Below are 18,943 nucleotides of genomic sequence, written 5' to 3' on the forward strand. Positions count from 1 at the left end.
GGGAGGCACCGGCCGCCGCCTGGCATGAACCTGAGCCGGCCACCGGCGTCGGGGACGAACCGGCCGCCGCCTGGCATGAACCGGAGCCGGCCACCGTCGTCCACCAGCAGGTTCCCGCCGCGGACGGCGGCGCGGAGCAAAACTGGGACGTGGCCGACGACGGCGTCGTGTACCAGGACGACGGACAGGTCTACCACGACGGCCGGCTGGACTTTTTCGAGGACGAACCGGCGCCCGGCCGCAAGGGCCCGCCCCGCAGCAAGCAGCGCGCCCGCCGCCGGCGCAACACGATCATGCTGGTGGTGTTCGCAGTCTTCGCCGCCGGCCTGGTCGGCGTCGTGCTGTTCCTGCAGAACCTGCTCGGCATGGGCGGCGGTCCCGAAGACTACGCCGGCCCCGGGGAGGGACAGGTGACCTTCACCGTGGAACAAGGCGCCGGCCCGCTGGCCATCGCCGGTTCACTGGTGGAGCAGGACATCGTCTCCAACAGCGAGATCTTTCTGGGCGAGCTGGCCAGCCAGGCCAACGGCCGCGAGGTCCAGCCCGGCGACTACCAGATGCAGTACAAGCTGCCGGCCGCGGACGCGGCCGCCATCCTGCTCGCGGACGTGGGGGAGAAGGTTTCCTACGTTGCCATCAACCGCACCTGGCGGCAGGACGAGGTGTTCGACGCCCTGAGCAAGGGCACGAAGATCCCGGCCTCCGAGTTCGCGGAGCTGGCCAAGAATCCGCAGCAGTTCGATTTGCCCAAGGACGCACGGAACCTGGAAGGGTACCTGTTCCCCGGCGAGTACCGCTGGCCGCTGGACGCCACCGCGGAGGACATCATCTCCGAACTGGTCGCCAACACCAAGGAGCGGCTGACCGCGGACGGTATCACCGATCCGCAGGAACAGTTCCGGGTGCTGACCATCGCCAGCATCATCGAAGCCGAGGCCGGCGAGGCCGACTACGCCAAGGTCGCCGGGGCCATCCAGAACCGGCTCAAGCCCGACAACACCGAAACGAACGGCCTGATCCAGTCCGACGCCACGGTCACGTACGGGCTGGGCCGGAAGGGCTACGACATCACGCCCGAGGAAAAGGCCGACAAGTCCAATCCGTACAACACGTACGCGCACACCGGGCTGCCGGCCGGGCCGATCAACTCGCCCGGCGGGCCTGCCATTGACGCGGCCGCCAACCCGGCCGACGTCCCCTACTACTACTGGGTGACGGTCAACCTGGACACCGGCGAGACCAAGTTCGCCGAGACGCTGGCGGAGCACAACTCCTACACCAAGGAATACCTGCAGTGGTGCAGCGAGCAGGAAGAGGGCCGGTGCAGTTGACCGCCCGACCCGCGGACGGCGTGCTGGCCGGCACGCGGCCCGCTTCGCGGCAGTACCAGGCGGCGGTGCTCGGCCATCCGATCGACCACTCCCGGTCGCCTGCCCTGCACCGCGCCGCCTATGAGCTGATCGGCTTCGACTGCAGCTACCGGGCCATCGATCTCACGGCCGACCGCGTGCCGCAGTTCGTCCGAAACCTGCGCGCCGAGCGGGACTGGGCCGGGCTGTCGGTGACCATGCCGTTAAAGGCCGCCATGGTCGGCCAGATGGACCGGGTCAGCGAACTGGTGGACCTGCTGGGAGTGCTCAACACCGTGGTTCCCGAGTACGACGGCGGGGGAGGCGTGACGCTCTCCGGCCACAACACCGACGTGGCCGGCATCGTCGGCGCGCTGCGGCTTATCCGGCTGTGACGCCGCTGCGGCGCTCCTGCCGTGGCGCGGCTATAATGGAACGTTCCGACGACGAAGGAGTACCCCGTGCCCAGAGAAAGTGGCCGAAAGGTAGTGGCCACCAATCGAAAGGCCCGGCACGACTACCACATCATGGATACCTACGAGGCCGGCCTGGTCTTGATGGGGACCGAGGTGAAGTCTCTGCGCGAGGGCCGTGCTTCGCTGGTGGACGGCTTCGCCATCTTCTACAACGATGAGCTGTACCTGGAATCGGTCTACATTCCGGAGTACCTCAACGGCAGCTGGACCAACCATGCTGCCCGGCGCCGGCGGAAGCTCTTGCTGCACCGGGCCGAGCTGGAGAAGATTTCGCGCCAGACCAGGGAATCGGGCTACACGATCGTTCCGCTGCAGCTGTACTTCAACGACGGCCTGGCCAAAGTGGAGATCGGCGTGGGCCGCGGCAAAAAGGACTACGACAAGCGCCAGACGCTGCGCGAGAAGCAGGACAACCGCGAGGCCCTGCGCGCCATGCGGGAAAAGAACCGCGGCGCCTGAGGCACTGCTTCGCCGCTGCGGCTCCGCCGGGCTGCCGGCCGTGCTGCTTCGCCGCTGCCGCCCCGTCAGGCCGCCGGCCGGAAAGCCCTGCGTGGCATCAGCCCGCTGTTAGGGACCGGCGCACCAAATCCAGCCACCCCGGGAGCCCGCCGCCGACCAGCGCCTTCCGCTGGCGCTGCGCACCGTTGCCCTCCAGCCGCAGCCGGGCCGCCTGCTCGCGGACCCAGCCGCCGTCGCCGTGCTGCTCCAACGCCTCATCGATATGGCGCAGCAACAGCTCGAGGAGATCGTGCGCCGGCCAGAGGGTGGCCGAATCCAGATGCACCAGTTTCTCCGACAACCCGAACCGGGCCGCCTGCCAAAGCGCCACGTCCAAGTGTTCCGGATGGAAGTTGGTGACCGGGCGACCGGCGAGGACGGCGGTCTGCTCGGTGGCGACCAGCGCCCGGACCAGCCCGGCCAGGAGCACGCTGTCGGCCGCGGTGAGCTGGCTGTCGGCGGCCCGGACCTCGATGGTGGGGAAGTGGTCTGCCAGCCTGGCCAGCCAGGAGAGGTGCCCGGGATCCGGCACCACCCCGGAGGCGTACAACTGCCGCACGCGGACGCCGTAGTCGTGCAGGTCGGCAAAGAACGGCGGGCAACCCTGGACCTGCCAGCGGCGGTACAGGATGGTGCGCCAACTGGCGAAGCCACTGTCCGTGTGCCGCCAGTACGGTGAGTTGGCGGCTACCGCCGTGAGCAGCGGGAGCCAGGGGCGGAGCCGGTTAAGGACCTGCAGCCGCACCTCCGGATCCGCCACTTCCACGTGGATGTGCATGCCCGTCACGTACTGGTCGGCGATCAGCGCCGGCGCACGCTCGGCGATGCTGCGGTACCTTGAGTTGTCGGTCACGGATGCGGGGCGCAGGTCGGCGTCGAAAATCACCCCGATGCCGGCCGCGGCCGCGCCCGTTGCGGCGGCGCTGCGGGCCAGCTCGTGGCGGAAGTCCAGCAGGGCGTCCGCGGCCTCGGACAACTGGCGGCACACCGGGGTCGAGGTCTCCACCTGGCAGTCGAGCAACTCGTAGCTGACCCATTCCGGTGTGGTTCCCAGGCGCAGGGCGGCCCGCACCGCCGGGCCGGTCGTCACCGGCAAGCCAGTGCGCGGATCCATCAACAGGAATTCTTCTTCGATGCCGAACGTTGCCGGGGTGGACACCGGCGGCGGCGTGCCTGGGGGTCGGCCCACAACCATGGTTTGAGCGTAAGTCCCGCGACCGCACGCTGGCTATGCCGGGGCGGCGGGAATAGACCGGCGCAAACATGGGTTACACTGGATGGTCCGGGACAGGTAACTGCCCGGCAGCAATGGTTATTTTGATAACTACATACGGGGATGACAGGTTTCGACGATGTTAGTCGCGCCAGGGGAAGCGGGCCGAGGATGCAGAGTTATCTCGGAAACGCTCTCTGCAAACCAATAAGTGCCGAATCTAAGCGCACTGACTTCGCACTCGCTGCCTAAGTAGCGGTGCAAGTCCGTCAGCCCGGGGATGCTCTCGCCCCGGATGCTGGCGTCATTAAGAGAGCCACTGCTGAATACCTTCGCCGTTGGGGTATTCGGGACATTTAGACGGCTGGGCCCGGGTCAACCACCTGTTTGCGGGATGGTTGGGGCCAAGAAAACCCGAAGCAAACTGCGCCCGGAGAAGTCCTGGCAACACAACATCGGACGGGGGTTCAATTCCCCCCATCTCCACTGATTTTGCCCCGGTTCCCGGGGCTTTTTCTTTGCCCTGCTAGGGTAGGCGCCCCGGCAGGAGGTCCCGAATCACCGGGGAACCGCTCCGGGTGCCCCGGTAGTTCCGGACGATCCGTCGTCCACGAGCTGGCGGAAGTTTTTGGCGGCCGCTGCGACCGGTCTCTCCAAGGGGCCCTGTCCCAGCCACCGGCTCCAGATCAGCCCGAACACCATGGCCACTGAAATATGGATGATGAACCACAGGACGGGTTGCTCGTAGTGCACCTCTAGGCTGAGCGCGAGCAGGTGCGCGGAGTAGAGGGTCAGGGTCATCGACCCCATCGCGGCGAGGGGTGTCAGCCAGCGTGCCCCCGCCAGCTCGATCAGGAGGAACAGGCCGGTCACCATCAGGCCGATGCCGAGGCTGCTGGCTATCGCCAGCGGCGTGTTGGTGTGCGGCGTCGCAACGACCAGCCACCATGCGGAGGTGTCCGGAATGGCCCCGAATCCCCATACGATTTCATGATTCAGTTCTTCCCCCGACATCCCGCTTTCGACCACCAACTGCTGAAAGCCTCCCATGGCATACAGCAGGAGTGCTGAGGCCACGTTGGCCAGGATCGCCAGCACCGCACCGATACCGGCGAGATATCCCTGCACCTTGGGTTTTCGCAGGTCCAGCCGTCCGATCCCCAGCCCGGTCAGGATGTAGCACATGTACATCAGCGCCGGATATGAACCGGTCAGCAGTAGATCCGAGGCTACGCCGGCCGGCTCGAAAAAGAGATGCTCCAGGGTTGGGTTGAACGTCGACGAAGTCGGGAGCATCGGATCCAGCTTCTGCAACAGGATCGGCGAGACGATGCCAAAGACGGCTGCACTGATGATCAATGTTTTGGGCCGCAGATGGAGGAACGGAATGGCGAGCAGGAAGAACACCGAATAGTAGAGCAGAATGCCGTAGGCCGGGGGGTCCTCGTGCGGCATGAACGCCCCGATGACAAGGGCTATGACTCCGATCAGGAGGGCCCGCAGGGCCAGTCCCAGACGGTTCCCCGCCATTCGCCGCCCCGGGTGCGGTCTGTGCCCGCCAGTGGACAGGGCCAGGCCCACTCCCGCCAGAAGGGCGAACAGTGCAGCGGAGTCGCCGGAGAACAAAAGCCACGACAGCGTCGGCTCGTGGGTTTCCTCGTCCGCCGCCGGCAAGATATGAATGGCGATCAGCCCGATCAGGGCCAGTCCGCGAGCCGCGTCAATGCCGATCAGCCGCCGCCGGTTCTGCGTCGACTTAACGTCTGCAGGACCAACGCCACGTCCCTGCTTGTCCTCAATAGGGCCCATCTTCATCCTTCTCTCTTTCGGTGTGTTTACCGCAGGGTGCTCGTTGCTCGTTCACTTCCTCGTGAGGGTGGAGTGCGGCACACACTTCAGCGAGGAGCCCTTCTGGGCCCTACGGGTCCAGTCCGCCGTGGCGCGAGAAAACCACTCTGGCCCCGGCCACCGGGGTCCAACCCTCGACCAGCGGCACGACAGTGGCCTCGGCGGCGTTCACCGCTACCACCTCAGCCTCGACACCGGGCTCGAAGCAGCCAGGACGCCGGGGGCCTGGGATCGCCTCCCAGCAGGAGATAGCCACCACGTCCCCGACGATGACGTCGAGCCCACTGATGGCGGCGCGCGCTCCTTGGGCGGAGACGACGGTGCCGAGGGCGACTGGGGCGGCGGGGGCAGCCGGGGCGGCCGTGTCGGGGACGGCGTGGGGAGCCAAATCGGCCAGATCGGCGGCGGCGCCGTCCTCCTGGAAGCGACGCTCCGCCAGCAAGGAACCGATGCTGAACGTGGCCATCAGGCCGCCCACCCGTCAGGATGCGGGGCGGCCGGGGCCCCAGACAGGGCGGCGGAGCCGTCAATGGTCCGGCGAACGAATCCCTCGATCTCGGCGCGCGCCGTGTTGAGGCCCGACGGGTGCAGACCGATGGCCAGACCGCCGACGTTGCCCCGGGTACGGGAGCCGGTGGCAGCGAGTCTTTCCCCGGCACCGACGATTGCGATAGTGGACATGCTCTCTACCCCTTGTAGGTGCGACCGGCACCAATCCGAGAGGGACGGGGCCGGCAGGTCCGGAACGGACCCGCCTCATCAGAATGGCAAAGGCACTTTGCAATAGCGTTGCGTGATTCTCACAATTCTCTCAAGGAGGACCACGACGTAAGCAGTCATGAAAAACTGCCAGCCCTGCTGAGCTTCTTCTCCGGATGTCGAGGAGCCCAAGGGCATCGACCCTGGGGGCGGATCGTGGAGGAGATTGTGCGGGCTCAGGAACGCACGGAGCGGGGCAAGAGCAGTTCGAAGCTCGCTCCGCGGCCCACACCGGCGCTGTTGGCCTGGAGTCTCCCACCATGGGCCTCGACCAGTGCCTTGCTGATCGACAGTCCCAGACCCGATCCGGGACCGGACTCCCTCCCGGCGCGGGCACGATAGAACCGGTCGAAGACATGCGGCAGATGTTCCGGTGGGATCCCGTCCCCGGTGTCGGTTACAGCGATTGTCACCGCGTCCGGGGCGAAGTAGGTGTGCACCGTAATCTTCCCTTTAGCAGGGGTATGGCGCAGTGCATTAACCAGCAGATTGCCCAGCACCTGGCCGATTCGCTCCCGGTCCATAAGCACTGGCCCTGTGTCCAGTCCGGACGTGGTGGTGCTGAGCGTGATGTCCTTGGCCGCGGCTTCCTGCTGTACCGAGGCGATCGCCTCGGCGACCACCTCCGCTGGATACTCCGCAGCCAATTGGAGATGCACGAGACCTTGTTCGGCCTGGGCCAGCAGCCGGATGTCACCGGCCAACCGTTCGAGCCGGCCGGTTTGGGAGTACAGAATGCTGGTAGTCTCCTCATCCATCTCCAGCACCCCGTCTTCAACCGCCTCCACATGAGCCTTGATGCTGGCCAGCGGGGTACGCATCTCATGAGCCAGATCGGCCAGCATCTGGCGCCGCGTAGTGTCCACCGCCGAAAGCCGGGCGGCCATATCACTGAACGAGGACGCAAGGGTATCGAACTCCGGGCCCAATCCCGGCGATGCGAGCTGGACCTGGTAGTCGCCCGAGGCCACCCGCTCGGCGGCAGAGCTGAACGCCGTCAGCGATCGGCCAATCGTCCGGTAGAGGTAGAAGCTGAACAATACAGCGACAAAAAGGGCCGGTAGCCCCCCGACAATCACGGCACCGAAGCTGACCTTTCGGAAGGCGTCCTGCAGGATTTCCTCACCCACTAGCGCCGCTTCCTCGGCATGGCCGGACACCGCCAGCTCGCGGGAGAACATCGACGGGCCGAACCACGAAACCGTCGCGAGCGTGACGACCAGCCCCACCAGCAGCACCAAGGCCTGCGCCAACATCAATCTCAGCGTCAGCGGTTGCCAGGAAGGCACGGTAGGGGCGGAAGCGTTCGTCATCGTCCATCTCCGATCCGGTACCCGACCCCGCGGGCCGTATGGATGAACCGGGGAGCAGCGGGAGGATCGCTGAGCTTCTTGCGGATCCGCCCGATGTGGACGTCCACGAGGTGCTCGTCCCCGTTCCACTCGGCGTTCCAGATCATGTCGACCAGCTGCCGACGGCTTAGCACCTGCCCGGGGTGCTCTACCAAGGCGGTTAGCAGATCGAACTCGATCCGAGTGAACGGTACCGGTTCCCCGTCCACGTGGATCTGGCGTGCGGCACGGTCCACCACAAGATTCCCTATCGTCACGGTCCGATCGACCGACGGTGGCTCGGCTCGGGGTGCCGCGTCGAGTTGATGCATCCGGCGCAACCTCGCCTGCACCCGGGCCAGTAGTTCACGCTGGCTGAACGGTTTTGTCATATAGTCATCGGCCCCCACCGACAGCCCCATGACCTTGTCCACCTCATCATCCCGGGCTGTGAGCATCAATACGTGGCAGTCGGAGAACATACGCACCCGTCGGCAGACCTCGATACCGTCCAGCCCCGGCAGGCCCAGATCCAGTACCAGAACATCCGGAGTGAAAGCCCGCACCGCCTCCACCGCCTTCGCCCCGTCGTGGCACACCGACACCTCCAGCCCGAACTTTCGCAAGTACTTTTCCACCACGCGGGCTAAAGTGACCTCATCATCGACCACCAGCACACGGCCTGCTCGAACTGCAGACATAAAAACTCCTTTAGGTGCAGAACGCCCCGTAGGTGCTCAGGCAGGGAACCGGATCGTTGTCGCTCCGCGTGTACGACCATTGTGATGCATGGCACGCGCTGCCTCTACCCTCGTGTCGGGCACTAACGTTGTGCCGATACTCCGGCATCTGCCGACGACGGCGAAGCGGGCAGGCTCGCGCTATCGAAGGCGTGCGGTGGAGAGCGAGTACCTGTTGGCCGTGTTGTAGCCGGTCTTGGACCCGGTGGCCCGCACCTTGATCGTGTCGTAGCGGTCCGTGGCGGTGAGCCGGTAGGTCTTGCCGGTGGCGCCGCGGATGGCCGTGCCGGAGCGGTACCACTGGTACTTCAAAGTGGTGCCCGCCGTCCAGATGCCCGGATACGCGGTCAGCGTGTAGCCCGGCCGCAGCGTGCCCTTGATGACCGGTGCGGACGTGCGCAGGGTGCCCTTGGCAATCGCAGACGTCTTGGCCGAGTAACGGTTCAGGCTGGTGTAGCCGCTCTTGGATCCGGTCACCCGGACGGAGATCTGCTTGCCGGCGTCGGAGCCGGTGAGGACGTAGGTGCGGCCCGTCGCCCGTGAGATCGCTGTGGTGCCGCGGTACCACTGGTACTTCAAGGTGGTGCCCGAGGTCCATGTCCCGGCACTGGCGGTCAGCCTGTGGCCGACCTTCTTCGTTCCGGTGACCGTGGGGACCGCCCCGGCGAGGGTGCGGTAGGCGATGGGCCCGCTGGAAGCGGATGTCACGGCCGCGGTTGTGTAGCCCGGGGCGGCGCCGGTGACGCGGACGGTCAGGTGTTTCCCGGCGTCGGCCGCGGTGAGGACGTACCGGCTGGCGGTGGCCCCGCTGATTTCCGTCCCGGACCGGTACCACTGGTAGGCAAAGGTTGTGCCGGCAGTCCAGTTGCCCGGGGCCGCGGTCAATGCGTAGCCGACCTTGCGGGTTCCGCTGATCGTCGGTGCGGATCCGGCCAAGACGCCTTCGGCGATACGGGGCGTCGTGGCGGAGGTATTGCTGGCAGCGTAGTCGTCCTTGGTCGCGTGGACCTTCAGGGTAAAAGTGTGTCCGGCGTCGGCGCCGGTCAGGGGGTAGGTGCGGTCTGTGCCTCCGGGGACAGGGTTTCCGCTGCGGTACCACTGGTAGGCGACGCTGACCGGTTCCGGCCCCCAGTCGCCCTGGGTGCCGTACAGGACGCTGCCGACGCGCATGACTCCTGAGATTTTCGGGGGACCGTAGGGGGCGGGGCGGAAGTCGAGGGACGCTGCGGCGTCGACCAGCCCGGCTCCGCATCCTTCGGCACAGGTACCGGGAAGTGGGCGGGACTTTCTTTTGAGCTGGTCTTCGATCTGCGCCGGCGTCCAATTCGGACGTACGGCAAGGATGAGGGCGGCTATGCCGGCGACGTGCGGTGCGGCCATTGACGTGCCCTGGAGGTAGGTGTAGCCCTCGGCGCCTGGGGCGGTTGTGCCCTGGTTGTAGGTGGAGGCGATGCCGTTGCCCGCTCCGGTGCTCCCGTCGCCGCCGGGGGCGGTTACGTCGATCGTGGTCCCGAAGTTCGAATAGGGGGCGCGGTTGCCCTCGCGCCCGCTGGCCGCTACGGTGATGACGTTCCCGCAGTTCGCCGGGGTGGACAGGGAGGCATCCTGGTTCTCGTTGCCGGCCGCCACCACGACCGCGGAGCCGGCGTTCACGGCATGGTTCACCGCCGACTGGAAGGTGGCGGAGCACTGCCCGGAGCCGCCGAGCGACAGGTTGATGACACGGGCCGGGTTGGCATTGAGCGGGGCGTCTGGGACGTTGCCTCCGGCCGACCAGATGACGGCGTCGGCGATGTCCGACATGTAGCCCCAGCACGCTCCAAGGGCGCGGACGGGCAGGATCTTCGCGCCGGGGGCGACGCCTGCGACTCCTTGCCCATTGCCGGTGACGGCGGCGATGGTGCCGGCAACGTGGGTGCCGTGCCAGGAGGAGTCTGAGGAGTCGTCGGACCCGCAATCGCCGACGTCGTACCAGTCGCCTTCATCCCGGGGGTCGGCGTCCCGGCCGTCGCCATCTCGGGCAAAGGCGGGGTGAGAAATCATGTCGTAGCCGGGCAGCACGTTCGCGTTAAGGTCGCTGTGATCGGTGATGCCCGTGTCGACGACGGCGACGGTGATGCCATCGCCGCGGCTGACCTCCCAGGCTGCCGGCACGCTCATCCCGGCCTTGTCCTCGAAAAGGTCCCACTGAAGGCCGTAGTGCTCGTCGTTCGGGGCGGTCGAGGGTTGCATGCGCTGATCAGGTTCTGCGAATTCGACGGCCGGATCCGCCTCAAGCAGGGCCACCAGGTGCTTGGCCTCAGCGTCTGTGAGGGCCTTGCCGGTGCTGATCACCCGGGCCCCGGTGGCGGTGCCGCGCAGTTCCCTCACGCTGACGCCCAGCTTCTTGGCGGTACGCCCGTAGGCTTTTCCCCTACCGGCGGAGCTGCCTCCGGCCTTGTCCGTGAACTTCACGATGAACCGGTCGGTCGGCATGTCGCGGGGAGGCAGGTACTTGGACGCGGCGCGAGGCAGGTCGGACTCATCGGTGGCCGAGGCCGGCAGGGCTGAGAGCGTTGCGCCAAGGACGGCGGCGGCGGTGAACGAGGCCAGTCCGGCGAGGAGGCGGCGGGGCAGGGGCGAAGGCATGGGTGTCATCCTTACGGGCGGGGTCCCGGGGTGTTGGTGCAGGACGGACGGAATGCGACGTTGCGCCCACGCGACTCAGTGTAACGATTATCCTCCGGTGTTACAGCACCTTTTTCCGGCGCCTGAATCGCCTCTCGCCCGCCTGGATCGTCTCTCGCCCGGTCGCAGATAGTCCCTCGCCCGGCCGAGCGTAGTCTGACGGGCGCCCCACAACCTTGTAAAGACCCGAGTCCGGTTTGGGGGCCAATCGGTGACTTTTCGCCCCCTTCCGCTTGCAAGCCCGCCGGCTCCGGATGTAACGATTAAGTTGCAACATCCCCAACGATTGGAGCAACACATGTCATCGTTTGCTAAAACCAAGGCACGGCAGCTGGCTGCTGGAGTCTTCGTCGCAGGCGTGGTGACTGCCGGAGGCGCAGGAGCCGCTTCTGCTCACGAAACACAGGATTCGCTCGTGGCCATCACGGCCGAGGACGTAACCATCGTGCCGGCCCCGGTCGAGGAAGCTGAACCGGTCGTCGAGGACGTTCCCGCCGAGGAAACCCCGGCTGAGGAGCCGGCTGCCCCGGCACCGGTCGAGGACGAAGCCCCGGTCGGGGACGAGGGTGAAGAGCCCGTCGAGCCTGTCCCCGGGGAGGAGCCGGTAGAGGAGGTTCCGGTCGAGGAACCGGCTCCGGTGGAGGAGGAGCCTGCACCGGCCCCCATTGAGGAGCCTGTCGTGGAAGAGCCGGCCCCGGCCCCGGTTGAGGAGCCGACCCACGCGTGGAAGGCCGTTAAGGCCGAAACCGACGCCGCGTGGAAGTCGGCGAAGGCCGAGGCTGATGCCGCGTGGAAGTCCGCCAAGGCGGAGGGAAGCGCAGACTGGAAGGCCGTCAAGGCTGAAGGAAAGGCCGACTGGAAGACAGCCAAGGCCGAAGGAAAGGCCGTGTGGAAGGCGGCTAAGGCCGCTGAGAAGGGCGTCGGCGAAGACGAGTAATCCCGCCGGCTCCGCCATCGGGGGCGGCCTCCCTGCGGGGAGGCCGCCCCTCTGCGTGCAGGCAGGAGGGCCGGCCGAGTTCGGCGTTGGAACCGGTGGCGAAAGGCCTTGTTCTCAGCCTCTCGCCCAGCCGGTCGCCCGCCCCCAGGGGTCAGTCGCCGGGAAGCGCCACGTCGACGATTCCGGTGAACCTGGTGCCGATGCCGTCATACTCGCTGCGGACCCATCCCGCGGGCGGCGCGGGTAGCTCCCCGGGATCATGGTGCCGGCAGTAGACATAGGTGAATTCGGGCCACCATTTCTTCGGCCGGGCAGACTCGGTAAAGCCGCAAATGAAGCACCGCAGCGGTGTCCAGACGGGCCGCTTGCCCGTCCGGTTGGCGCGCGACTGGGCCAACCAGGCCGGTGGGTCCGCGTCCATCGCGGCGAGTTCCTCCTCGGAGATGCGGGAGGGGATCCCGTGGCGTTTCGCCATCTCCTGTGGGATATCGAGGAACTGGGCTGCTTCGCGTCTGGTAATCATCACCTACCACCATGGACCGTGAGTCCGGCTGCAGCAACTTCGTGCCGTGCGCCAGCGCCGGGCACACTGGTCCGCGCCCGTTTACTTCATCAACCCTGCGCCGCGCCGGTCAACCGCCTGGGTCTGGCGGTGTCCGTCGTGTCGCGGGCCGGGTTGCCGGCATAGATGGCGTTCTCCGGCACGTCTTCTCCCTTCATGAGCAACGAGTCGGCCTCGAGTGAGACGCCGTCGCCTACCCTTGCGCCGTAATTGACGAAGGACTCGACGCCGAAGGAACACCGGTTTCCCACCGTGATGTAGTCCGACTTGAACGTACCGTCTTCCATCGAGTGGCCTTGGAGGGCTGTGCCTTCGTTCAAGGCGCAGTCATCGCCGATTGAGACAAGTGTTTTCTCGGGGATGTTGCAGCCGGCGTCGTAAAGACGCTTGCCCACCTTGACGCCGAGCATCCTCCAGACGATTGATTTGAAGGGCGTGCCGTTAAAGGGTGGGGTGGCGAGCATCTTCCACAGACGTTCGTGGTGCCAGAAGTACGGGTCGTAGATCGAGCAGTACTGCGGCTTCAGCCTGCGGAAGCCCATCACCAGGCGCTCGACGAGGACGGTCAGCAGGACGAGGTATATAACGAAGCCCAACGTTCCAAGGGCTACCGCCAACGCGCCGAATTCATCGTAGATTGTTGCGGAGGCTGCGGCGATGAGTGTTCCGGAGAAAAACAGGAACCAGCGCACACCGAGGAAGATTCCCATGGACCCGATATTGTGGCGGTTCTTGGCCGGCAGGCGCCGGTTCTTCGCCTCTTCGATCTTCAGTTCATCGAACCGGCCGTCCCGCTGAACGGAGCGCGGAATCTCGAACGGCGGGGATCCCAGCAAGCCGGTATTCTCCCGGACCGGGCCGTCGATCGGGATCATGACCTTGGTTGCCAACAAAACGTTCTCGCCAACCCGGGCCTCGAGGGGGAAGGTGAGGTCGTTTCCCAGGAAGTTGCGGCCCGCGATTCTGACACGGGACAGCCGGAACGACGTGCTCGAGTAATCGGCATTCATCATGTTCAGGCCGTCGGAGACCATGGTCCCGTATCCGATGGTATTCAGGTAGGGCGAATCGTGAGACACCTCGGGGCCGAAGTTCGACCCTGTCTGCTCCACCTTCTTGCCGAGGTCGTAGCCCAGTGCCTTCAGGTAGTGCACGATGTACGAGCTGTCGCCGAAAACATCCTTGTACAGCTTGACGTTCGTCATCCCGGCAACCATCCGCTGGAGCGTGAAATGCACGCCGTACAGCGGGTAGACCTTGTCGGGCTTGAGGGCGAGGTTCAGGAGCCGGGGGATGGTCAGGATCGCGATGAGGCCGCCGAAGAAGGAGGCAAGGAACAAAGTCAGGGTGATGAGCAGGGTGTCGAGGTAGAAGAACGGATTGTCCATTTTCAGGTGTTCGCTGTCCAGGTAGGGCGGCAGCAGCGCTGACAGGCCGATGAGCCCGACCGGCGCGACCAGGACCAGCCGGTTGAAAAGCTGCAACAGCGTGAAAACGACCCTGCGGCGGGTGCTGCAGCGTACCGGCGGAACCCTGAGGTAGTTCGTTTCCGTTGGGACCGCGGGGGAGCCGTGCCAGTGCTGACCGTCCGGTATCGCCTGGCTTGTCTGCAGCGAGGACGCATGGCCCAGCTGAGCGCCATCGCCCATGGCTGTGTCGATGTCCAGCGTCGTCTTTTGCGACACCAGGACATCGCGGCCCAGCGTTACCGTGCCCGTTTCGATGACGCCGCTGCGGGCGCGATAGGCGAGGAAGAATGAATTCTTGTGGATGACCGTGCCGTCGCCGATGCTGACCAGATCGGTGCACACGGGCACCATGCGGGAGAAAATGGCGACGCCCTTGCCGATCTTTGCCCCGAGCGCCCGGAGGTAGAGAACGTAAAGGGGCGAGCCGACGAACAAGACGAGGGGATTGCTCCGGTTGAGCGTTTTGACGACCCAGAACCGGATGTAGGCCCAGCCCCACAGGGGGATGTCCTGACGCTTCCAGCGGCCTACCAGGATCCATTTCAGGACAATCGGAGTGATGGACAGTAGCAGGAACATGGCGGCGCCGAGTCCGACGGATCGCAGCCACATGTCGATCAGGCTGGTTCCTTCGGAAACCCAAACGAACGACATGACGAGCAAAGAGGCAGCGTAGGTCGTGTAGCCCAGGAAGAACATCAGCTGCGCCACGCCGCACAAGATGTGCCGGAGGGCGCTGGGCGACGGCCGCAGGGCCGGCTCCGTCTCGCGCGCCCCGGGTCCTGACAGCTCGGCGGCCGCGGCCTGCGCAGCCGAGAGGACGACGGCGAGCCGGCGGACGGTCGGATGCTGGTAGATGTCCTGCATGGCCACCGGCGGCAGCGCGGCCCGGCGCCGGACGGCGGCCGAAAAATTGGCCATGAGCAGCGAATTGGCGCCGAGATCGTTGAAAAAGTGTGCCGTGGCGGAGACTTTCTCCACCCCCAGAACCCCCGCGAGGCAACCGGCCAGTATTTCCTCTGCCTCCGTTACCGGTGCGCTGTACTCGTGAGTGCCGCCGGCGAGCCGGGGTTTGCTGGGCTGCGGCAGCTTCTTCCGGTCGGCCTTGCCGCTGGGCATGACGGGGATTTCGGCGCAGCGTTCGAGGTAGGCCGGGACCATGTAGCCGGGCAGGGTCTCGCTCAGTTTTTCGGCGATGCTTGCCTCGTCGACCGCCGCGGTGTCCTGGCGCAGCGTGTAGTAGGCAACCAGCTCCACGAGTCCGGGGGCTGGCTCGTAGGTGCTCACTACCGCCTGGGCGATGCCGGGCACCTGCAGCAGGACGGACTCGATTTCGGTAAGTTCGATGCGGTAACCGCGGACTTTGACCTGCGTATCGATCCGGCCGTGGTACTCGATGGTTCCACTCTCGGTGAACCGCCCCAGGTCGCCCGAGCGGTAGATCCGGCCCGAGGGATTGTTATCGATGCCAAGGAAGTCATGCATGAAGGCCCGCTCGGTCAGGTCGTCGCGGTTGATGTATCCGCGGGCCAGCCCGATCCCGGCGATCCCGATTTCGCCCAGTTCACCCGGCGGCAGCGCTCGCGGTTCGTCCGGATCAAGGATCACCACCGAGTACGTGGGCAGGGGAGCGCCCAGGGTCACCGGTTTGTCCGGATGGACCGCGTCCCAGGTCGCAGTGACGGTTGCCTCCGTTGGACCGTAGACGTTCAGGAACCTCCGGCCGGGACGGTGCCACCGGGTAATGAGGTCACGCGGACAGGCCTCGCCGGAGACCAATAGGAACCGCAGGTCGGGCAGGTCCTCGTCGAGGGTGGCCAGCAGCGTTGGAACGCAGCACATGGCGCTCACCCGCTGGTCCCGCAGGAACTGGCCCAGTTCCATGCCAAGCAGGCTGACGCCGCCGGGCTTGGGCACCAGGGTTGCACCCACCATCCACGGGACCCAGATCTCCTCCACCGAAAAGTCGAAGGCGATCGTCATCCCTTGGTAGACGCGGTCCGTCGGCTGATAGCCGTAGGCTTCGGCTGCCACGAGCACGAAGTTGCAGATGCTGGGATGGTCGATGGCCACACCCTTGGGGCGGCCTGTCGAGCCGGAGGTGTAGATGATGTAGGCCAGATCGCCCGGGGGCCCCGCCTGTTCTCCCCGGGGCAGGCGCGAGGAATCCTGCACGGCCACCAGCGGGTCCTCCTCGTCGAGGCAGAGGATGGTCGCACCCGTTGGGGGCATCCGGTCACGAAGGTGGGACAGCGACAGGACAAGCCTCACGCCGGCATCCTCGACAATGTAGGCGAGACGGTCGGAGGGGTAGCCGGCGTCGAGCGGGACATATGCGGCACCGGCCTTCAATACCGCCAGGATGGCCGTGTAGGACCGGGTTGGCTGGTCAAAGAGCAGCGCGATCCGGTCGCCCGCCCGCGTGCCGCGCGAGATCAGGTACCGCGCAAGCTGGTTCGCCCGGGCGTCGAGTTGATCGTAGGTCAGCGACGACCCGACGCCGTCGACGGCGAGCCGTCCCCCCACGCCGTCGCGTCGCAGTTCGTCGCAGCGGTCCTCGAAAAGCCGTTCCAGCCTGTCCCCGTCGTGCCAACGTACCCTTCCATTGCCGGGGGCGCCGGTGAGGATGGTGCTGGCAGCCCCGGCGGGGCCGGAGGATTTCGGCCGGTGGCCTGTCTCGGTCAGGCGCCGCCGGGCCCTGCGCCCTGCCGGAGCGCTCATGCCACTTCCCGCTGTGCCGGTGGCCGGACAACCTGTACCAGGAAGGCGCAGGCGGCGTGCGTCTCCCGGGCGGGCGCGGGGAAGTGCGCATGTGCCGCCATGGCAGTCCTCCTCGCCTCGGGAGCCGACAATGGGTTGGGCAGTAGTGTCGATTTAGGTGCCGACGACGGGCCCTTATCAAATTGGACGACGTCCGGTGTTACGCGTGCGTTACCGGGCGGACCGGCGCCGACGAGGGGCAACGGCATCAGCCGGAACGGGGCTGAGGGATCGGTTCCCATCCGCGGCCGAAGCCCGCCGGCGCCCGGTCCGCCGTCACCGCGGCGTTATCACGTGACGGCCATCAGATCCGTTTCCGGATGCATGCTTTCTCCGCGTTGACAACGTTGCACACGGTGGGAAGCTGGAATCGGGGAGAAGCGGGGCAGTGGCTCGGGGGCCATTTATGCCCTTGGGGGAGGGCACGGAAATGACGGCGACAGAACGCCTGTGGGAGGTCCGACTCTTGGGCGGATGGCAGATCCGCCAGGGAAAAATTCCCGTCAGGGTCACCATCCGGCAGCAGCGCCTGATTGCCGCGCTGGCCCTTCATGGCAGCGAGCCACGCGCGTTTCTGGCCGGCCTGCTGTGGCCGGACAGTTCGGAGAGGCAGGCGGCGGGCAGCCTGCGGGAGGCGATCTGGATGATTTCCCACCAGTTGCCTGGACTGCTGGAAGAGAGCAGGGATCCGCTGGCACTCGCCCCGGACGTCAGTGTGGACGTTCACGAAGTCCGCCGACGACTGGCCGCCCTCCACGGGGGCCGCGGGGGCCGCCAGCGGCCGGCCATGCTCGACCTGCTGCGCACGGCCGAACTGCTGCCCGGATGGTATGAGGATTGGGTCATGGCCGAGCAGGAACGGTGGAGGCAGCTGAGACTGAAGGCCCTGGAACGCCTCGCCGGCGAGTATCTGGAGCGCGGCGAGATCGACCGGGCCACGGACGCAGCGGGAATCGCCATCGCCCTTGAGCCGCTGCGCGAAAGCGCGCAGCGGCTGTTGCTTCAGGCGCAGATCGCCGAGGGCAACCATGCCCAGGCGCTGCGGGCGTTCGAGGCCTTCAGGTCCCGGCTCCGCAAGGAATATGGGGTGGAGCCGTCGGCCAGGATCATGAACCTCATGGCACCCCTGCTCGCGCCGCCGGCTGCGGCGGGCGGCAGGTCGGGGCCGGAAAGCCCGCCGCCCGTCTGAGGACCAGTGCGCCTGAGGACCAGTGCGCCGCGGGCTATGGCTCCGCGGTCAGGGACGAGGCATACAGGTCCATCAGCGCCGGCAGCCCGCCGGATTCCATGGCCCTGCGCTGCCGGTCGGCGCCGGTGCCCGTGGCGAAGAGCCGTTCGATGCTGGCATCCACCCACGCCGAGTCGCCCTCTTCCTCGAGGGCGGGCCGAATGTAGCGCAGCAGCATGCCCACCACATCTCGCGCCGGCAGCAGCACGCCCGACTCCGGATCCACCAACCGGTCGGACAGGCCCTGCCGCCCGGCCTGCCAGACGGCGGCGTCCAGAAGCTCCGGCTCGGGCTGCAGGAAGGACCGGGAGGAAGCCTCATCGGTCAGCACCGTGGAGATCAGTCCGCGGACAACCGCCGCGATCAGCACGGAGTCCTGGGCCTCGAGCTGCACGTCGGCGGCACGGACTTCGAGCGTGGGGTAGCGGTCGGACAGCCGTGCCAGCCACGTGATGACGCCCCGGTCGATGACCACGCCGGAGTCGACCAGGCGCTGGATCCGGCGCTCGTAGTCGGCAGCGTCGCGGAAAACCGGCGCGCAGCCCTGGATGGGCCAGCGGCGGTAGTGGACGATCCGCCAGCTGCCGAACCCGCTGTCCCGGTCCAGCCAGTAGGGTGAGTTGGCGCCCAGCGCCACCACCGCCGGCAGCCACGGCCTGATCCGGTTCAAGGCCTGCACGCCGGCCTCCTTGTCGGGGACCGACACATGCACGTGCTGGCCGTTGACGAACTGGTCGGCCACGATGCCCTTCGCGCTGGCCTTGAGCTGGTGGTAGCGCTCCTTGTCCGTGACCTCCGGGTAGTCGTCCTGGATCCGCGGGGCCGTGCCGGTGGCCGCGGCGCGCACGCCGGTCTTCCGGGCGGCGGCATCGAGCTCGCGGCGGAAGTTGAGCAGTGACTCCTCGGCCTCGGTGAGCGTGGAGCAGACCGCGGTGGCAGTTTCAATCTGGCAAGTGAGCAACTCGCGCTGGATCTCATCCCTGGCTACTTGCACCGAGCCTTCCAGGTTCTGAAGACGGGAACCCCATGCCTGCCAACGCCCGCGTCTCCCGGCGCATTGCGTCCATCGCCGAATCCGCCACCCTCGCCGTCGATGCCAAGGCAAA

15 protein-coding genes and 1 other RNA gene are annotated in these 18,943 nt (G+C 66.5%); 6 read left to right on the forward strand and 10 right to left on the reverse strand.

Annotated elements, in window-relative coordinates; genetic code table 11:
- The 3 genes from mltG to smpB form a co-directional block, all read left to right on the forward strand.
- A partial coding sequence (mltG, locus tag AC5RV2_RS06940; protein WP_494091751.1) for an endolytic transglycosylase MltG occupies positions 1–1,331 on the forward strand: 1,331 nt, incomplete at its 5' end.
- Complete coding sequence (locus tag AC5RV2_RS06945) at positions 1,328–1,744, forward strand: shikimate dehydrogenase family protein (protein ID WP_494091752.1); 417 nt, start codon at positions 1,328–1,330, stop codon at positions 1,742–1,744. The genes mltG and AC5RV2_RS06945, both read left to right, overlap by 4 nt.
- 66 nt (positions 1,745–1,810) lie before the next feature.
- The gene (gene smpB / locus AC5RV2_RS06950; protein WP_493979070.1) at positions 1,811–2,284 is read left to right on the forward strand and encodes an SsrA-binding protein SmpB; all 474 of its coding nucleotides are present in this window, start codon (positions 1,811–1,813) and stop codon (positions 2,282–2,284) included.
- Positions 2,285–2,381: 97 nt separating this feature from the next.
- Here the strand turns inward: smpB and AC5RV2_RS06955 are convergent, their stop codons facing one another.
- Positions 2,382–3,512, reverse strand: a complete 1,131-nt coding sequence (locus AC5RV2_RS06955; protein WP_494091753.1) for a carboxylate-amine ligase — start codon at positions 3,510–3,512, stop codon at positions 2,382–2,384.
- A 143-nt stretch (positions 3,513–3,655) separates the two neighbouring features.
- Here AC5RV2_RS06955 and ssrA point away from each other — a divergent pair.
- Positions 3,656–4,025: a transfer-messenger RNA gene (ssrA, locus tag AC5RV2_RS06960) on the forward strand.
- A 69-nt stretch (positions 4,026–4,094) separates the two neighbouring features.
- On the opposite strand, the gene AC5RV2_RS06965 is transcribed toward ssrA, so the two are convergent.
- The 6 genes from AC5RV2_RS06965 to AC5RV2_RS06990 all read right to left on the reverse strand — a co-directional run bounded on the left by AC5RV2_RS06965 (position 4,095) and on the right by AC5RV2_RS06990 (position 10,842).
- Positions 4,095–5,345 carry a heparan-alpha-glucosaminide N-acetyltransferase domain-containing protein gene (locus tag AC5RV2_RS06965; RefSeq protein ID WP_494091754.1) on the reverse strand — a complete coding sequence of 417 codons (1,251 nt, stop codon included), beginning with the start codon at positions 5,343–5,345 and terminating at the stop codon, positions 4,095–4,097.
- A gap of 109 nt (positions 5,346–5,454) precedes the next feature.
- The gene (locus AC5RV2_RS06970; RefSeq protein ID WP_494091755.1) at positions 5,455–5,850 is read right to left on the reverse strand and encodes a hypothetical protein; all 396 of its coding nucleotides are present in this window, start codon (positions 5,848–5,850) and stop codon (positions 5,455–5,457) included.
- Entirely contained in the window at positions 5,850–6,065 is a 216-nt protein-coding gene (locus AC5RV2_RS06975; RefSeq protein WP_494091756.1) for a hypothetical protein, read from the reverse strand. Before AC5RV2_RS06975 ends, AC5RV2_RS06970 begins: the two co-directional genes overlap by 1 nt.
- 254 nt (positions 6,066–6,319) lie before the next feature.
- Positions 6,320–7,456, reverse strand: coding sequence for a sensor histidine kinase (locus AC5RV2_RS06980; protein ID WP_494091757.1), 1,137 nt, complete (start codon positions 7,454–7,456; stop codon positions 6,320–6,322).
- The gene (locus AC5RV2_RS06985; RefSeq protein WP_494091758.1) at positions 7,453–8,175 is read right to left on the reverse strand and encodes a response regulator; all 723 of its coding nucleotides are present in this window, start codon (positions 8,173–8,175) and stop codon (positions 7,453–7,455) included. Before AC5RV2_RS06985 ends, AC5RV2_RS06980 begins: the two co-directional genes overlap by 4 nt.
- 180 nt (positions 8,176–8,355) lie before the next feature.
- Positions 8,356–10,842: a S8 family serine peptidase gene (locus tag AC5RV2_RS06990; protein ID WP_494091759.1), complete on the reverse strand. Its 2,487-nt coding sequence runs from the start codon at positions 10,840–10,842 to the stop codon at positions 8,356–8,358.
- Between the two features lie 454 nt (positions 10,843–11,296).
- Between AC5RV2_RS06990 and AC5RV2_RS06995 the strand changes: the two genes are divergently transcribed.
- Positions 11,297–11,818 (forward strand): hypothetical protein, encoded by a 522-nt coding sequence (locus AC5RV2_RS06995; protein ID WP_494091760.1) that lies wholly within the window; start codon positions 11,297–11,299, stop codon positions 11,816–11,818.
- A 151-nt stretch (positions 11,819–11,969) separates the two neighbouring features.
- On the opposite strand, the gene AC5RV2_RS07000 is transcribed toward AC5RV2_RS06995, so the two are convergent.
- A complete protein-coding gene (locus tag AC5RV2_RS07000; RefSeq protein ID WP_494091761.1) occupies positions 11,970–12,341 on the reverse strand; it encodes a hypothetical protein in 372 nt (123 codons plus the stop codon).
- 89 nt (positions 12,342–12,430) lie between these two features.
- Positions 12,431–16,570, reverse strand: a complete 4,140-nt coding sequence (locus AC5RV2_RS07005; protein WP_494091762.1) for a Pls/PosA family non-ribosomal peptide synthetase — start codon at positions 16,568–16,570, stop codon at positions 12,431–12,433.
- Between the two features lie 469 nt (positions 16,571–17,039).
- On the opposite strand from AC5RV2_RS07005, the gene AC5RV2_RS07010 reads away from it, so the two are divergent.
- Positions 17,040–17,798 (forward strand): AfsR/SARP family transcriptional regulator, encoded by a 759-nt coding sequence (locus AC5RV2_RS07010; protein WP_494091763.1) that lies wholly within the window; start codon positions 17,040–17,042, stop codon positions 17,796–17,798.
- Between the two features lie 34 nt (positions 17,799–17,832).
- On the opposite strand, the gene AC5RV2_RS07015 is transcribed toward AC5RV2_RS07010, so the two are convergent.
- Positions 17,833–18,831 carry a carboxylate-amine ligase gene (locus tag AC5RV2_RS07015; protein WP_494091764.1) on the reverse strand — a complete coding sequence of 333 codons (999 nt, stop codon included), beginning with the start codon at positions 18,829–18,831 and terminating at the stop codon, positions 17,833–17,835.
- Between the last annotated feature and the right edge of the window lie 112 nt (positions 18,832–18,943).

This window comes from Arthrobacter sp. Y3225116 (assembly GCF_059091245.1).

Bases quoted from the DNA above. Each gene is read 5' to 3' on its own strand.
- AC5RV2_RS07000 (WP_494091761.1), bottom strand. From the start codon at position 12,341: ATGATTACCAGACGCGAAGCAGCCCAGTTCCTCGATATCCCACAGGAG.
- AC5RV2_RS06975 (WP_494091756.1), bottom strand. From the start codon at position 6,065: ATGTCCACTATCGCAATCGTCGGTGCCGGGGAAAGACTCGCTGCCACC.
- AC5RV2_RS07005 (WP_494091762.1), bottom strand. From the start codon at position 16,570: ATGAGCGCTCCGGCAGGGCGCAGGGCCCGGCGGCGCCTGACCGAGACA.
- AC5RV2_RS06980 (WP_494091757.1), bottom strand. From the start codon at position 7,456: ATGACGAACGCTTCCGCCCCTACCGTGCCTTCCTGGCAACCGCTGACG.
- AC5RV2_RS06970 (WP_494091755.1), bottom strand. From the start codon at position 5,850: ATGGCCACGTTCAGCATCGGTTCCTTGCTGGCGGAGCGTCGCTTCCAG.
- AC5RV2_RS06985 (WP_494091758.1), bottom strand. From the start codon at position 8,175: ATGTCTGCAGTTCGAGCAGGCCGTGTGCTGGTGGTCGATGATGAGGTC.
- AC5RV2_RS06990 (WP_494091759.1), bottom strand. From the start codon at position 10,842: ATGCCTTCGCCCCTGCCCCGCCGCCTCCTCGCCGGACTGGCCTCGTTC.
- AC5RV2_RS06965 (WP_494091754.1), bottom strand. From the start codon at position 5,345: ATGGGCCCTATTGAGGACAAGCAGGGACGTGGCGTTGGTCCTGCAGAC.
- AC5RV2_RS07010 (WP_494091763.1), top strand. From the start codon at position 17,040: ATGACGGCGACAGAACGCCTGTGGGAGGTCCGACTCTTGGGCGGATGG.